Origin of the sequence: Fructobacillus pseudoficulneus (assembly GCF_900108455.1) — a bacterium.
In the GTDB taxonomy this organism is placed as follows: domain Bacteria; phylum Bacillota; class Bacilli; order Lactobacillales; family Lactobacillaceae; genus Fructobacillus; species Fructobacillus pseudoficulneus.
This window is the reverse complement of the sequence record NZ_FNWS01000007.1, coordinates 1-16013: the sequence shown is the minus strand read 5'-3', so window position 1 is coordinate 16013 and position 16013 is coordinate 1. Positions and strand designations below refer to the sequence as shown.

General features: G+C 44.3%; 11 protein-coding genes and 1 pseudogene. 5 read left to right on the top strand and 7 right to left on the bottom strand.

What is annotated here, in order from left to right; all coding sequences use genetic code 11:
• Positions 1-563: 563 nt before the first annotated feature.
• The 7 genes and pseudogenes from BLW39_RS05910 to argF all read right to left on the bottom strand — a co-directional run bounded on the left by BLW39_RS05910 (position 564) and on the right by argF (position 8749).
• Positions 564-1388 (bottom strand): undecaprenyl-diphosphate phosphatase, encoded by an 825-nt coding sequence (locus BLW39_RS05910; RefSeq protein WP_059377968.1) that lies wholly within the window; start codon positions 1386-1388, stop codon positions 564-566.
• 337 nt (positions 1389-1725) lie between these two features.
• Entirely contained in the window at positions 1726-3147 is a 1422-nt protein-coding gene (locus tag BLW39_RS05905; RefSeq protein ID WP_409360006.1) for an amino acid permease, read from the bottom strand.
• Positions 3148-3475: 328 nt separating this feature from the next.
• On the bottom strand, positions 3476-4618 hold the full coding sequence (locus tag BLW39_RS05900) for an acetylornithine transaminase (protein WP_059377973.1): 1143 nt from the start codon (positions 4616-4618) through the stop codon (positions 3476-3478).
• Between the two features lie 20 nt (positions 4619-4638).
• Complete coding sequence (argB, locus tag BLW39_RS05895; protein WP_059377978.1) at positions 4639-5364, bottom strand: acetylglutamate kinase; 726 nt, start codon at positions 5362-5364, stop codon at positions 4639-4641.
• 4 nt (positions 5365-5368) lie between these two features.
• Positions 5369-6581, bottom strand: a pseudogene (argJ, locus tag BLW39_RS05890) (bifunctional glutamate N-acetyltransferase/amino-acid acetyltransferase ArgJ).
• Between the two features lie 17 nt (positions 6582-6598).
• A complete protein-coding gene (gene argC / locus BLW39_RS05885; protein WP_059377984.1) occupies positions 6599-7630 on the bottom strand; it encodes an N-acetyl-gamma-glutamyl-phosphate reductase in 1032 nt (343 codons plus the stop codon).
• Positions 7631-7705: 75 nt separating this feature from the next.
• Positions 7706-8749, bottom strand: coding sequence for an ornithine carbamoyltransferase (gene argF, locus BLW39_RS05880; protein WP_059377987.1), 1044 nt, complete (start codon positions 8747-8749; stop codon positions 7706-7708).
• Between the two features lie 565 nt (positions 8750-9314).
• Here argF and BLW39_RS05875 point away from each other — a divergent pair.
• The 5 genes from BLW39_RS05875 (at position 9315) to BLW39_RS05855 (ending at position 15879) form a co-directional block, all read left to right on the top strand.
• Positions 9315-9842, top strand: a complete 528-nt coding sequence (locus tag BLW39_RS05875) for an SAV1803-related protein (protein WP_059377994.1) — start codon at positions 9315-9317, stop codon at positions 9840-9842.
• 65 nt (positions 9843-9907) lie between these two features.
• Positions 9908-10222, top strand: a complete 315-nt coding sequence (locus BLW39_RS07160) for an MrcB family domain-containing protein (protein ID WP_059377999.1) — start codon at positions 9908-9910, stop codon at positions 10220-10222.
• Positions 10197-11093 (top strand): MrcB family domain-containing protein, encoded by an 897-nt coding sequence (locus BLW39_RS05865; protein WP_275936411.1) that lies wholly within the window; start codon positions 10197-10199, stop codon positions 11091-11093. The genes BLW39_RS07160 and BLW39_RS05865 overlap by 26 nt, the downstream gene beginning before the upstream one ends.
• Positions 11094-11291: 198 nt before the next feature.
• A complete protein-coding gene (locus BLW39_RS05860; RefSeq protein WP_059378011.1) occupies positions 11292-14267 on the top strand; it encodes a type I restriction endonuclease subunit R in 2976 nt (991 codons plus the stop codon).
• 16 nt (positions 14268-14283) lie between these two features.
• Positions 14284-15879: a type I restriction-modification system subunit M gene (locus BLW39_RS05855; protein WP_059378018.1), complete on the top strand. Its 1596-nt coding sequence runs from the start codon at positions 14284-14286 to the stop codon at positions 15877-15879.
• The last annotated feature ends 134 nt before the right edge of the window (positions 15880-16013 follow it).

Genomic DNA, 16013 nt, shown 5'->3' with positions numbered 1-16013 from the left:
CGAAAAAGTCCCGGATTCCAGCTCCGGGGCTTTTTTCTGTGCTTTTTCCTAGACGAAAAAACCACCCGAAGGTGGTTTAAAAATATTCCAATCCGTCATAAGAATCACGGGTTGAAAATGCTATGCTGCTGGTAGCAAACGAGTGAAATCGGTCGCTGTCCTTAATATCAAATTAGGGGAGGTGGTGCCTATGCGAAAAACGCAACGAGGTCTTACTTTCCCAACCTTGAATTCAGGAGAGCTAATGTCCTTCTTAGATTGGGCGAAGCTGATTGAAATTCTAGTAAATCTATTACTACGAATTCATCGGCATTTAAAGCCTAAAAAGAAATAAAGAAAGACAGCCATTTCACTTCTGAGTAAGGAAAAATGGCTGCCCTTTCACCAAAAAGGATAGCTACCATTACTGGTTTGCTAGGGGATGTGACTAGTAGACGAGTCGCATCCCTTTTCCGTTTTCATTATAGCATAATTTACCTCACGACTAAGTGGCGGTCACTCGCTTGAATCATGCAAATAAAAAAGGCCGGCATCAGCCGGTCTTCTGCTTTTAATGAATTAAATTAGAGCCAAACCATGGCAATCAAGACAATGATTCCGACCACGATTCGATACCAACCAAATGGCTTGAAGTCGTGTGTTTGAACGAACTTTAGCAACCACTTGATGGCAACAACGGCGATGATGAAGGAAACAAAAGTTCCGGTAGCCAAGACGGCCCACTGTTCGCCGGTGAAAGTGTGTCCCTTCAACAAATAAGAACCAACCTTCAAGATGGTTACCCCAAACATGGTTGGGATGGCCAAGAAGAAACTAAATTCTGTGGCTACATAGCGGCTAGCACCCAAGATGATGGCTCCCAGGATAGTCGCACCAGAACGGCTGGTACCAGGCACGATTGACAAGGCTTGGAACAAACCGATGTACAAGGCAGTGTTGTAACCAATTGAAGCAAGGCTCGTTACCTTTGGTGTCTTGTTCTTGTAAATATTTTCAATGATAATGAAGAAAATACCATAGATGATCAAGGCAGAAGCCACAACGACTGGCTTGTGCAAGTGCTCATCCATGAAGTTGTTCAGTGGCAAACCAATGACGATTGAGGGGATGCAGGCCACGATAACCTTGAACCAAAGGGTCCAAGTATCTTTTTTCTCTTGGCTCGACTTCCTGAAACTGAATGGGTTCAGCTTGCTGAAGTAGAGGATGACTACGGCCATGATGGCACCAAATTGGATCACGTATTCAAACATGTCCTCAAAGGCCTTTCCTTGGCTAATTTGCACGAATTGGCTCACTAAGTCGATGTGGCCGGTCGAACTAATTGGGAGGAATTCAGTGATTCCTTCAACGATTCCAATTATGATCGCTCTAAAAATGTCTAACATGATTTCTCCTAGTAGATAAAGTACGACAGTCACCCAAGCGCGGGTTGACTGCTATTGATGAAAACTAGACAAAATGACCTGAAATAAATTTTCTGATCGTCTTTGTTTAGTTGTCGGCAATGAACTAGTCTTGGTGGCTAAAATCATCGTCTTTGACAGTTTACCACAATCATTTCCAGACAAAATGAATTTAAACAGTTTTTAAACTTTACTTCCTATAAAAAAATAGCCTCGGCAAAGTAGGAATTTACCGGGGCTATTAGTCTAGCATCTGTTGACGATGACTCGCAAAGAGGAGTGGGTGAAAGAAAGCGAGTGATAAAGACCAGATGCAAGTTTATGGTTCTAAGAAAGGATCGGCTGATTGGCCAAGAGTCCGCTTATGGAAGACAAAGTAGCAAATGCCACCAAAGACGACAATCCAAGCAACCGCGCCCAGGGCGGGAATCAAGTCATTGGAGTTCGTGAAGAGGGACAAGAAGACCAAGACGAAGGCTCCGATGGTCAGAGGACTTGAAATCGAATAGAACGGCATTTTGAAGCCGGACTCGATGAAGTCAGCTGACTTGCGGTACTGCCGGTGAGCAAATAATGTCAGCGTGTAGACCACTAAGAAGAGGTCACTGGCAGCCCCACTAACGAACTGAAAGGCGTTCGTGACGGCAGGAAATGATGAAATGATGGGTCCAATAATCAGAAGAACGGCAGTGGTTAGGATTGTTCGAATTGGAATGCCGTTCTTAGCAATTTTGGTCAGGGGCTTAGCTGATCCTTGGAGTTCAGTCGCGATTTGATATAAGTGACGACCACTTGAAAAGATCGAACTATTGAGCGATGAAGCGGCAGAAGTCAAAACCACAAAGTTGATGATAGCGGCTGCTGCAGGTAGACCAGCTAGTTTGAAGACCTGAACGAAAGGACTGTTGTTCGGCACGATGCTGGTCCAAGGGGTAATCGACATGATAACAAAGAGAGCCCCGATGTAGAAAAGTAAGATTCGATAAACAATTTCGTTGACCGCTTTTTTCAAAACTTTACGAGGGCTCTTGGTCTCACCAATGGTGATACCGATGAATTCCATTCCAGCCAAGGAGAAGAAAACCAGTGGGATTGAACCGATAAAGGCATGGACGCCATGAGGGAACATTTGGAAGTTATGAAAGACATTGCTAAAGCTAGCGGAAGTACCTGATGGACTTTTGAAACCGGTCAGGACCATGAAGATACCAGTGACAATCAAAGCAGCGATGGCAATGATTTTAATCATGGCAAACCAGAATTCGGTTTCACCGAAGGCTTTCGCAGCCAAGACATTCAACAGCGCCAAGACGGCGATAAAGACCAATTGAATCACGGCTGAATTCCAGCTTGGAAACCAGAACTTTACGTAGGTCGCAATGGCGGCTAATTCAGCCATGCAGGCAAAGATGAGTGCCAGCCAATAGGTTAAACCGGCAAAAATACCAGAACCAAAGCCGAGGTATTTGGTAATAAAGCCGACAAATGTGTGCTGATCAGGCTGCGAGTAAAGCATTTCCCCAATCGCGCGCATCATAAAGAAGAAGACTAATCCCAGTAGGGCATAGAGCAGCATGATTGATGGACCGGTTTGTGAAATGGTTGACCCGGCTCCCAGGAAGAGACCGGTTCCGATGGTTCCACCAATCGCCATCATTTGGACATGGCGGTTTGAAAGGGTTCGCTTTGTACCGTCTTGGTTTACTTCGGTTTGCAAAGCGTTCAAATTAGAATCTGCCATAGAATTTCCTCCTTTGCGGTGGGCATAAATTGAACGAACGTTTCTCATCGTTATTTAATTTATGTCTGGTTTTTGTTGCGATTTCGTCTATGATAGAGCCGAAAAAAATGATGAAAATAAATTTTGTTAGGAAATCTGACATAAAACCGATTAGAAAAATGGAAAAAGTGTTATTAAAAAAGGCCAAAATTTGGCCTTTTTAGAATTTTTATGAAAGAAAATCCTTTGCAAAAAAATTTGTGATTTTTTATGCCGATTGAGCATAAATGGCAACACTGACCAAGGAGAAATGACAATTTTTTTGCTGAACGTCTGACTTGCAAAAAAATTAGGCCGATAAATCAGCAATCACTTTTTTGATGGCTGCGACACTTTCGGCCAATGTTGCTTGGTCGATGATCAATGGTGGCAAAAGGCGTAAAGTGTTGCCCCGAGCCGATAGAGTCAAGATACCCTGGCGGTGCAGGAGACTGATGACGTGGCCGACTGGAACGGTCTCAGCCAAATGAATCCCGACCATTAGGCCGGTTCCAGTCACTTCTTCCACGGCTGGTAGTGAATCGAGCTCTTCGTGCAGGGTCTCAAAGAGCCAGTCGCCCTTGGTGCGGACTTCGGCTAAAAAGGCCGGGTTGAGCTGGGCCAGGACCTCTTTGGCGGAGGCCATCACGACCTTGTTACCACCGAAGGTCGTACCGTGGTCACCAGGTTGAAAGTGAGCCGCGACAGCGTTTTTGGCCAAAAGGGCCCCAACGGGCAGACCATTGGCCAAGCCCTTAGCAACGGTGATAATGTCTGGTTCGAGGCCAAACTGCTCGTAGGCAAAGCGGTAGCCAGTTCGGCCCATGCCGCTTTGAACCTCATCGATGATGAGCAACGTACCGGTCTCCTGGCACTTTTTTTGGACCTGCAAAAGCCAGTCCTGGTCCCCAACGTTGATACCACCCTCGCCCTGGATGACTTCGAGCATCACGGCGGCAGTATTCTCTGTAATCGCTGCGAGGGCGGCGGGGTCGTTATAGGCTAAGAGGTCAACGGCCGGCATCAGCGGTTGAAAGCCTTCTTGAATATGGGGATAACCAGTCACAGATAATGAACCCAGAGTCCGGCCGTGAAAGCCGTAGTCAAAGGCCAGAATTTCTTCCTTGCTGGTTGACTTGTGGGCTAATTTGATAGCGGCTTCATTGGCCTCGGTCCCGGAATTACAGAAGAAGGCCTGGTAGCCGTCGGGGCAGAGGTCTTCGGCGACTGCCTCGGCCAGGGTATTGGGGTATAAGTTGGAAATATGCCAGACTTTTCCCACCTGCTTTGTCACGGCTGCGGTAATTTGTTGGTTGGAGTAGCCCAGGTTACAAACGCCAATACCACTGGTCAAATCAACGTAAGCCTTGTTATTTTGGTCAATCAAATGAAAGTCATGACCATCGACAATTTCGATTGGAAACTGATTATAAGTATGCATGGTTGCGGTCATCAATTTGCTCACTTTCTTTACTATAATGTAAGTTCTGTTCCTTTTTGTTGAAGCTGGTTGGTAATCGTGATTTTTTGAACGCCGTGGTGGAGGGCTGCAAAGGCCGAATGAACCTTTGGTAGCATGCCACCCGTGATTTGGTCAGCAGCGATTAATTGGGCAGCCAGTTTTGGCTGCAAGCGCTCCAGCAAATGCTGGTCGACCAAGACCCCGGGAACGTCCGTTAAGAGGATTAAATGGTCAGCATTCGTCAAGCTTGCCAGGGCTTGGGCGGCCGCATCGGCGTTGACGTTGAGAACCTGACCCTCCTTAGTTTTGGCCAGGGAGTTTAACAGCACCACCTGACCGGAGGGCAGCTGGTTCAGGCAGTTTTGGTCAATGCCGGTCACCTGGCCAACCTCGCCAAAGCGGTCCTGGTTTAGGTATTCACACTCCAATAGCATTGGTAGGTCCTGGTTGGCTTTGAGACAGGAGATGCCATGTTTTTCAAATAATTTGGCAAAGTAATCTTGAATTACGTTGGTCAATAAATGTTCGGTCAGTGACAAAACTGCCGGCGGTGTTACCCGGATACCATCGATTTTCGTGGTGGGCAGGTCAAAAAATTGACTAGCTTCGGTGATTAATTGACCCCCACCATGAATGATGACGACCTGTTCACCGGCCGCCAGCCAGTCTTGAATTGGCTCAAAAAAGGAATCATCTAGTTGACTGATGGCATTGCCACCGACTTTAATGATGATCATCTGCTTAACCCTCGTAGGCGGCGTTGATTTCAACGTACTTGTAGGTCAGGTCACAGCCCCAGGCCAGTCCAGTCGCTGTTCCGGCGTTGAGGTCGACCGTGATCTTAATTTGGTCTTGGGCAAAAAGTTGTTGGAGCTGGTCTTGATCGACGAGCACCTTTTGGCTGTTCTGAACCAAGACCAGGTCACCAAGACAAATGGTCAGGTGGTTGGGGTCGACTTGGGCCTGGGTTTGGCCGATTGCCTGGACAATCCGGCCCCAGTTATTCTCTTCGCCAAAGAGCATTGCCTTAATCAAATTGGAGCCGACAATCCCCCGGGCGACCTGGTTGGCTTCCTTGGTGTTAGCCGCATTGACGACCTTCGTCTCGACAAATTTGTTCGAGCCTTCGCCGTCTTTAGCCACCATCTTGGCCAAGTTGACCAAGACCTGGTGGAGACCGGTGGCAAATTCGGCCAGTTCGGCATGCTCGGCCGTCAAAGTGGTATTACCGGAAGCGCCGTTGGCCATGACCAGCACCATATCGTTGGTCGACATGCAGCCATCAACCGTAATTTGATTGAAAGAAGATTGAATCGAGTCGGAGAGTAGACCCTGCAAAGTTTGACCATCAATGGCAGCATCGGTGGCGACAAAGCCGAGAGTTGTCCCCATGTTTGGGTGAATCATCCCGGAACCCTTGGCAAAGCCGGTAATCGTGACCGGCTGTCCGTCAATGTTGACCTGAACGCAGGTTTGCTTGGGGCAAGAGTCGGTTGTTAGGATGGCTTCGACAATCTTTGAGTCAGCATTGAGGCTGAGTTGGTCGACCCCGGTTTGGTAAGTGGCCATGTCGAGTTGCTTACCAATCACCCCGGTGGAGGCGACAGCGACTAGGCTATCGTCCAGGCCGAGCTGATTGGCAGCCAATTGACTAGCCGTGGCGGCGTTGTCGAGACCTTCTTGGCCGGTAAAGGAGTTGGCGTTACCGGAGTTGATGATGATGGCCTGCAGGCTGTGCGCCTGGTTGATTTTTTTGCTTGGTATGTTGGACGGGGGCTGCCTGGAATTGGTTCTTGGTATAGACACCGGCAGCGGCAGCCGGCATGTCTGAGACTAACCAAGCCATGTCGAGTTGGTCGTTTTCTTTAAAGCCGGCGTGGGTGGCCCCGGTTTGGAAGCCGGCGGGCCAGGTAAAGTCAATTTCTTGCATCAGTTTTCTCCTATATATAGACATTCAAGTTGATAAAGTATTTAAAAAGCGACGGGGGTCAGGGCTAATCCAGTTGTGACCGGGAAGTTAAAGAGTTGGTTCATGTTTTGTACGGCCTGGCCGGCGGCACCCTTGAGCATGTTGTCAATGACGGAAACAATCATCAGGTAGCCGGTCGTCGGATTGAGAACCAGGCCAATCTTGCAATCATTAGTGCCGAGGACGGCTTTGATGTCGGGCAAAGTCTCACCGGTGACTTCAATGAAAGGGTTGTCCTTATACAAATCGTGGTAGTGAGCCAGAACCGTATTAGAGGTTACGCCGGGCTTGACCTTGGCGTAGATGGTCGACATGATACCGCGGTCGATGGGAACCAGGGTCGTCATGAATTGCAGCTGCTTAACCTTGGGGTTCCACTTTTTTAGTTCGGCTAAAATTTCGGGGATGTGCTTGTGTTGGTTGGCCTTGTAAACCTGAAGATTTTCATTGGCTTGGCTAAAGTGAGCCGATTGAGTTAGGGCTTTGCCGGCACCGGATAGGCCGGATTTGGCATCGACAACAATACTATCGGGCTCAATTAAGTCGCACATCACCGCTGGTGCCAAGCCGAGGAGGGTCGCGGTGGCATAGCAGCCGGGGTTGGCCACGTAACGGGCGCCGGGATTTTCATAGATGTCGGTCAGGCCGTAGTAAGCAGCTGAGAGGGCCGCCTGGTCGGCCGGCGTTTTCTTGTACCACTTCTGGTATTCAATCGGGTCCTTCAGGCGAAAGTCGCCGGAAAGGTCAATCACTGGGAAGTCCGCTGCCAAATACGGATCGGCTAGCTCGCTGGTGACACCGGCTGGGGTGGCAAAGAAGATCAAGTCGTTGTCATCCATAATGGCCTGGCTGTCGTAAGGGTAGGCGAGCTGGGGGCTAGTGAGGTGCAAGCGCGGATTCAACTCGATGAGGGGGATGGCGTCTTCTAAGTCGTGTTGGTAGACGTTGATGGTTTCAATTTCGGGGTGTTCTTGGAGCAGGGCGTAGAGTTGCATGCCGGCATAGCCGGTCACACCAGAGATGGCAGCGTTCATAGCGGGACTTCCTTTCGAGGATTGTTTGGAATGATTGGGATGGTAGCGGTCTTGCAGCAGACCGCTCTCGTGAAATTAAATTTTGGGGATAAATTGGCTGCCAAGCGTGGCGGCCATGATTGCTTTGATACCGTGCTTGCGGTTTTCGGCTTCGTCAAATTGGCGTCCATATTTGCTTTGGAAAACCTCATCGGTAATTTCCATTTCCTTCAGGCCGTATTTGACGTAGACTTCCTTGCCAACTTCTGTCCGCAAATCATGGAAGGCGGGAAGGCAGTGGAGGACGATTAGTTGGCCATCGTCAAGGTGACCGGTCATGGCCAAGGCATCCATGTTGACTTGGTAAGGGAGGAGCAGTTCGATTCGTTCCTGCCAGTTATCCTCACCCATCGAAACCCACACATCGGTGGTGACGACGTTTGCATCCTTCAAGCCCGCCGCCTGGTCGGCGGTAATGGTAATCGTGGCCCCAGTTTCCTTGGCGTAGCCTTGCGCGGTAGCGACAACTGCTGGATCAGGTTGAAGACTAGCGGGACTAACGATGGCGATATTAACGCCAGCCATGGCGCAGCCAACTAGGAGGGAGTGGGCCACGTTATTACGGCCATCACCCAGGTAGGCAACTTTCAAACCGGCTAATTTGCCAAAGTTTTCCTTGATGGTGATAAGGTCCGGAATCGTTTGGGTTGGGTGCCAGTCATCGGTCAAGCCGTTCCAAACGGGGACGCCGGAGTATTCGGCGAGCGCTTCCACGCTAGATTGGCGGTAACCCCGGAATTCAATGGCGTCATACATGCCGCCCAGTACCTTAGCCGTGTCTTCGACTGATTCCTTGTGGAAGAGGTGGATGTCGTCCTTGCCCAGAAAGACGGGGTGGGCACCCAGTTCATTGGCGGCCGTGGTGAAGGCTGACCGGGTTCGTGTTGAGTTCTTCTCGAAGACTAAGGCGATGTTTTTGCCATCCAACAGTTTGGTGTGGATGTTTTGCTTGGCTAATGTCTTCAAATGCAGACCGTAATCAACTAAGAAGTTGAGCTCGCTAGTGGTTAAGTCGGTCTCTTTTAAAATACTTTTGCCATAAAATTGATTTTGAAAAAATGCTGTTTGATTGTCTGTCATTGTCCTACTCCTTCTTTTTCACAAAAAAAACGTCCTCTCGTATCCGAAGATACAAGAGGACGTTTGCGCGTGGTACCACCTCAATTTCTAGGAGGTTCACACACTCCTAGCTTGCCAAGTCAAAAAAACTTGTGGCGGTAACGGGCCTGACACCGACGCTTTCTACTCAGTTCGAGAGCTAACTCACGGGCACGATTTAGTTGGTTTGTTTGGCCGGTTCTCACGAATTAACATCCAGCTTTTCTGTGAAAACAAATCCAACTAAAATTTCCGATCATCGTTTTTGTGATTGAATTGGCAATTGCCAACTTGTTGAGAACAGCATAAATAATAAAAATGAGACTGTCAAGAGAAAATTAATAATTAATTGCAAAGTAGTTGTTATTTCTAATCGTATTTTAATCAAAAACTATCGATTAAAAATTGATGAAAACGAACAAAGACAAAAAATTGGTCTAAAAAAGTCTCACTAGGAAGTGAGACTTTCAAACGAAAGGAATACAAAAAAGCGTGCCAGAGTAGTAGGATAGGGGCAGGAAAGCTAGGTGGATAAAGGAGAAAGACGATGACAACGACCGTAAAAGACTATCTCAAATTGTTGAACAAGAACTATTCGGATACGGTGGCAGACCTACTGATGAAGTATGGGCCAGCCAAGGATGACTATTATTCTGAAACGTCATACGAGGCCTTTATTGCAGGCAAATCCGATGAGTTAAAGAATGGCGACTTTTCTCGCTACGATGAGGGCTTGTACTGCCACCATATCGATGCGAATCGTTACCATAATCTCTATAGTCCGGACTCAATCCGCGAGGACAAATATCCCTTTGCACCACAGGAGCGACGTCGATTGGTCTATTGCAATTTAATTGAGCATGCCATCCTCCATACTCAAATTGCATTGGCCACAAATAATGAATTCGGCTTTTCAGAATTAACAAATCACTTACTGCCAAATATTCAAAAATGGTATATCGATCAAGAACAAATCATGTACCACCGCGACGATAAAGCATACGAAGTTGCTTACCTCAGCCCAGAGGATGCCAATAAACTGGTGCTGTACATGAAGGCAAAGGTGAGGGAGTGAATAGGATTGTTTGCACTCATTCTTATTTGTTATACAATGAATAAAAAAATTGTATAGGAAATATTATGACAATTCGGAATACAATCGAAACGGTTCTCAATGAATATTTAGACGAAAAATCGCAGCCAATTAAAAATAATGCGTTAGCTAAGCTTTTGAGAAATGGTTTTTCAGAAGATGCAGAAGGCCTTTTCACAGAAAATATCGTGTCTTTTGGTTCTGCTGGAAAGGGAAACTGGGCAACAGCACCGTGGATAGGAGTGTTTGATACAGACATTACTCGGTCGGCGGTTCGTGGATTTTATATTGTTTATTTATTTTCATCGGATATGAGTCGGGTTTACTTGTCATTGAATCAAGGGTGGACTTTTTTTTCATGAAACTTATGGAAGGAACGCTAAAAAGAGAATTAAAGATGTAGCAAAAATTTTCCAAAATACTTTAACAGTTCAGAATGGACACATGACAGACAGTGATATTAATTTGTTAGGTCCTTCTGAATCCAATACTTTAGTTACTGGGTATGAGTTAGGAAACATATTTAGTATTGAATATTCGGCTAAACATTTACCATCTAATGAAATTATGAAGCAAGATTTGGCGGATATGTTGGCTAGCCTGAAAGCGGTCAAGAACAGTTTGATTGATGATACAAATATTGAGCAAAGTGTTGAATATATTTTGTCTGTAAACGATCGACAGACTTTGTATTTAGATAAAGCTGATAAGAAAACCGCTAAAGATCTGACCGAAGTTGATTTGGTCGAAACGGAAGCACCAGCAACAAAAGAAAAAACACCAAATAGAGGAGTGAGCAAAAGGCAAGGGCGGAAACTTGATTATGCACAAGGTCAGCAAAATAATAGTGAACTTGGCTTTTTTGGCGAAAAAGCGGTGCTGAAATTTGAAAAGGAAAGACTACATGACCATCCAGAACTAGTGGAGAAAATCGAACATGTTTCAGTTACCCAAGGCGATGGTTTGGGCTACGACATTTTATCTTTTGATGAAGACGGTAATGAGCTGTATATCGAAGTAAAAACTACGAAGCAAGGTGAAGAAACACCATTTTACATTAGTAGTAACGAAGTTGACTTTGCTAGAACGCATCCAGAAAATTATGTGCTTTATCGTCTATATAATGTTGACAAGGTAAAAATGAATGAAAGTGATGTGAAATTTTTTAAGATCGATGGGAAAAGTTTTGGCAACTTGACTCTATCACCAACTAATTATCAAGCATCATTCTAAACTTTCATATTATGCTTATTTTACATAGGAAAATGAAAAGCGATGATTTCATCGCTTTTTTGTTTGTAAATTAGATTTTTATTGTCTGTTTTTATCTTGTGAAAGATATTCTTTTATAATGTAAACATTCTTGCTAGAATTGTCTAGAGAACACTTTTTAAGACAAATTCATTCTAAAAAATGCAAGGGAAGAGAGCTATGTCAGAAGCAAAATTTGAGAAGGCGCTGATTGAGAAACTTACTAGTACAAAAGGATGGGTTTACCGTGAGGATTTGTCCAACCGTACGGTAGATGTATTGGAAGAAAATTGGCGTAATATTCTAAACGAAAACAACTGGACTAAGTTAGCTGGGGTTCCACTGACCGACAATGAATTTGAACATTTAAAGTTGGAACTGAACCACAACAAGACGCCCTATGATGCTCAGCTATTGTTAGCAGGGGCTGGAGGTGTGGGTACCTTACCCTTGGTTCGTGATGATGGAACGCAATTAGAAATTGAGATTTTTTACGAAGATGAAATTGCTGGAGGACGTTCACGATATGAGGTTGTCAATCAAATTACTTTTCCTAATTTGACAAATTCGTTGGCTAAGAATCGACGCACTGATATTGTTCTTTTGATTAATGGGTTACCAGTGGCTCAAGCAGAATTGAAGGATGAATCGCGAGACAACGCCTTTGCAGCTTTTGAACAGTTTCGTAAGTATGACATGGACGGTATGTATACTGGTCTCTTTTCTTTCGTACAAGTAATGTTCATTTTGTCGCAACATTCTGCGCATTACTTTGCTCGACCAAAGAACACGGACGAGTACAATAAGTCTTTTGTTTTTGGGTGGCGTGATGAACAAGGACAAGATGTAACGGATGCCATGGTTTTTGCCCATGAAGTTATGGGAATTCCAGCCTTGCATCGGTTAGTAACAACCAATATGATTCCTGATGCTGATAACGATAATTTGATGGTGATGCGTTCTTATCAAATTCAGGCTACTCGGGCCATTATGGATCGAATGCGAGTGATGGAAAACAATGGTGTTGTCGAAAAAGAAGGGGGTTACGTTTGGCATACCACAGGTAGTGGTAAAACTGTCACTTCTTTTAAAGTTGCTCAATTATTGGCATCAATGCCTCGGGTTCGAAATGTCCTGTTCATTGTCGACCGTGTGGATTTAGTTAACCAAACAGCTGATAACTTTAAATCATTTGCCTATAAAACGTTTGAAAAGCGGATCCAGGTTGTGAGGGGACATGAACTCAAGAGTGCATTAAAGAAGAAAAATAAGTCTTCTAACATCTATTTAATTACTGTCCAAGGATTGGATAAAGCAATTAAAGCTGGTCTTCAATCGGATGAGCGGATGGTTATCCTGATGGATGAAGCTCATCGCTCAGCTAGCGGTGACGCAGTTGACCGAATTAAAAAAGCAATGCCAAAAACGACATGGTTTGGTTTTACTGGAACGCCAAACTTTTATAGTGACGTCGAGAATGGTGTTAAGACTAGTCATAATAAGACTACGGCTGATGTATTTGGTGAGCGATTGCACCAGTATACAATTAAAGATGCAATTGGTGATCAAAATGTCCTTGGTTTTGATGTGTCATATTACACGTCAAACTTTGAGAAGAACGCTGAAGCTAAACATCTTACTGATAAAGAGTTCGAAAAAGAAGTTTATAATTCGCGCCCATATATGGAACTGGTCGTTAAAGATATTCGAGATAACTGGCGGAAAAATCATTCCGGACCGGTAGCAATGGGAATCCGTAAACCTAATCAATTCCATGGGATTTTTGCTGTTTCTGGGAAAAAGGCAGTGGTGGCTTACTATAAGCTGTTTAAGGAGCTGGCACCGGAACTGCGTGTGGCTATTACTTATTCGCGCGATGAAACAAATGAGGAAGGTTCTTCTGGCTTACAAGAAGAACTTAAACAAGCAATGCGTGAGTATTCGACATTTTATGATACCCGTAATTTTCTTAATGATAAGGACTCTGAGCGTTTTTATTTGAACGATTTAACAAAACGAATTGCGCATAAGAAACCATATAATCAAAAGTTATCCCCTGAACAGGAAGAAAAAACACCACAACGTTTAGACTTGATTATTGTTTCGGATCAATTATTAACGGGGTTTGATTCTAAATACGTTAACACGATTTACATGGATAAGGTCTTAAAAGAAGGACTATTAATCCAAGCCATGTCCCGTACTAACCGTACGATTGATCAAAATGCAAAGCCGTATGGAAAAGTTCGTTTTTATCGTAACGGGACGTTAATGAAAAAATTGGTCGAAGAGGCCTTGGTAATCTATACCCAAGGTGGGAAAGAGAAAGGGAGAGTTGTTCCTGGTCCTTTTGCACCTGATATTGCTGAAGAAATCAAAAAATTGATTCCAAAAATAGAAATCTTGAAGGCTTTAGCAGGTGATGATTTCAGTCAGATCCCCGATTTGATGAAAGAAAAGATCGAGTTTGTTCATATCGCAGAAAAGGTAAATCGTAAAGTTCAAAGGTTGGTACAGCAAGGTTATGAAATCGGTGATACCGTTCCGGTTCTTGATGACAACCAAGATCCAACTGGCGAAGAAATTGCTATAAATTTGACAGGTACCGATCATTTCAGTTCTTTACAGGCCCGTTTGTACGATACTATAAAGCTCATTCCACAAAAAGAACGCCCTGATTTAACCGATTTGGATATTGCAATGGGCCTATATAAACACGTCATTATCGATTATGATCGTCTGGTTGAATTGCTGAACGAATATATGGCAACCCATAAGCAGGAAACTCGCCAAGAGATTGAAAAACATATCAATGCTTTGGATGGCGATAATAAAGCTGAGCTGGAAGAAATTATTAATGGTATTGAACAGGGTAAGTATACTGAGCCGTTTGATACTGAAAGCTTGGAAATGGTTCGGCAAAATATTCGAAGTTTAAATCAAGAGTTAGCAATTCGGCGCTGGGGGGATGGTTGGGGCATTCCGGGCAACACGTTGTTAGCCTGTTATGAGGACTACTTACCGGGTGTTGGACTAAATGATAATCCTAAGCTAAAGCAACGCATGAACGAAATTGAGACCGCACAGCAAATGTCATTCTTTAAAATTTCTGATTTTGAAGAGTCATTGCTAGCATTCTTTAAGACCCTACAATAAAAATCGGAGTAAAAAAATGGCATTAACTGCAGAGCGACAAGCATTAATTTGGAAAACTTTGAACGAAACGCGTGGAAAGATTGAGCCATCAGAATATAAAAACTATATTTTTGGAATCATGTTTTATAAGTTCTTGTCTGAAAAGGCACAAAATTGGCTTGATTCTGTTCTTGGAAATGAAACTTGGGAGAGTGTCTGGTCTCAAGATAGTGAGAAAGCCGCTAGTTTTATGCAGGCAAAGCTCGGTTACGTGCTACAGCCTGGTGACATGTTTTCTGACTGGAAGGAAGCCATTGATGTTGATAAGTTTAATATCACGATGGTATCTGATGCCTTGAATCGATTTAATCAAGGGATTAGCCCTGAAGCAAAACCTGATTATGAAGGTATCTTTTCAGATCTTGATTTAACTTCATCTCGTTTGGGCGCTAATACTCAAACGCGAACAGCCACGATGATTGATTGGATCAACTTGATGGATGAAATTGAGTTGGATGCTGATGCTGACGTTTTGGGTGATCTGTATGAATACCTGATTGGAATGTTTGCTGCAAATTCTGGGGCTAAGGCGGGAGAATTCTATACGCCACACCAAGTTTCAGATATTATGGCGCGGATTTTGACAGCTGGTCGTGAAGACAAAGAAAATTATAGTTTGTATGATCCAACAATGGGATCTGGTTCACTTTTGATTACCACCGCTTCATATATGAAAAATGCGGGTGTTCAAGGTGCCATTAAATATTATGGACAAGAATTGATTACAACAACTTATAACTTGGCCCGGATGAACTTAATGATGCACGGGGTTGAGTATAACGATATTAACCTGCGAAATAGTGACACTTTGGCAAGCGATTGGCCGGATGGTGCGGTCGATGGTATTGATACACCACGTATGTTTGATGCGGTTATGGCTAACCCCCCATATTCACAAAAGTGGGATGCTGAAAATCGAGAAGACGATCCGCGTTTTAAGTATGGTGTGGCACCAAAGGGAAAGGCTGATTACGCATTTTTATTGCATAGTCTATATCACTTGAATTCTGACGGGCGGATGGCCATCGTCTTGCCTCATGGAATTTTGTTCCGTGGTGCCGCAGAGGGACGAATTCGTCAAGCTTTGTTGGAAAATCGCCATATTTCTGCGGTGATTGGATTGCCTTCAAATATCTTTACTAATACGAGTATTCCGACAATCATTATGGTCTTGGAAAAAAACCGTAAAAACGATGATGTCTTGTTTATTGATGCTTCTAAGGGATTTGAAAAGCAAAAGAACAGCAATAAACTGCGTGCGGAAGATATTGAAAAAATTGTTTCAACGTATCTGAAACGTGAAGATGTTGAAAAATATGCTCATGTCGCTTCCATGGATGAAATTCGTGAAAATGACTTTAACCTTAATATTCCACGTTATGTAGATACATTTGAGGAAGAAGAGCCAATTGACTTGGTTCAGGTTAATCGAGATATCGTTGATGTTGAAGCGGACATTCAAAAAGAAGAAGCTGAATTGCTTAAGCTAGTCGATGAACTAGCAGTAACTGAGGATAGCAAAGAGGTTATCGAGTCCTTGAAGGCACTTCTTTCGGGAGGTTCACATGAGTAAAACAAAACCAAAACTGCGGTTTAAGGGCTTTACTGACGATTGGGAACAGCGTAAGTTTGACTCTTTAGTAAAACGAGTTGCTAAAACTAGTGAAGAAAATTTGCCGTCCGTAGAATATGATGATGTTATTTCTG

What these genes read in the sequence shown, in the direction of transcription:
- BLW39_RS05910 (WP_059377968.1), bottom strand. Translation starts at nt 1,388, where the DNA reads ATGTTAGACATTTTTAGAGCGATCATAATTGGAATCGTTGAAGGAATC.
- BLW39_RS05905 (WP_409360006.1), bottom strand. Translation starts at nt 3,147, where the DNA reads ATGGCAGATTCTAATTTGAACGCTTTGCAAACCGAAGTAAACCAAGAC.
- BLW39_RS05900 (WP_059377973.1), bottom strand. Translation starts at nt 4,618, where the DNA reads ATGACCGCAACCATGCATACTTATAATCAGTTTCCAATCGAAATTGTC.
- argB (WP_059377978.1), bottom strand. Translation starts at nt 5,364, where the DNA reads ATGATCATCATTAAAGTCGGTGGCAATGCCATCAGTCAACTAGATGAT.
- argC (WP_059377984.1), bottom strand. Translation starts at nt 7,630, where the DNA reads ATGAACGCTGCCATCTCTGGTGTGACCGGCTATGCCGGCATGCAACTC.
- argF (WP_059377987.1), bottom strand. Translation starts at nt 8,749, where the DNA reads ATGACAGACAATCAAACAGCATTTTTTCAAAATCAATTTTATGGCAAA.
- BLW39_RS05875 (WP_059377994.1), top strand. Translation starts at nt 9,315, where the DNA reads ATGACAACGACCGTAAAAGACTATCTCAAATTGTTGAACAAGAACTAT.
- BLW39_RS07160 (WP_059377999.1), top strand. Translation starts at nt 9,908, where the DNA reads ATGACAATTCGGAATACAATCGAAACGGTTCTCAATGAATATTTAGAC.
- BLW39_RS05860 (WP_059378011.1), top strand. Translation starts at nt 11,292, where the DNA reads ATGTCAGAAGCAAAATTTGAGAAGGCGCTGATTGAGAAACTTACTAGT.
- BLW39_RS05855 (WP_059378018.1), top strand. Translation starts at nt 14,284, where the DNA reads ATGGCATTAACTGCAGAGCGACAAGCATTAATTTGGAAAACTTTGAAC.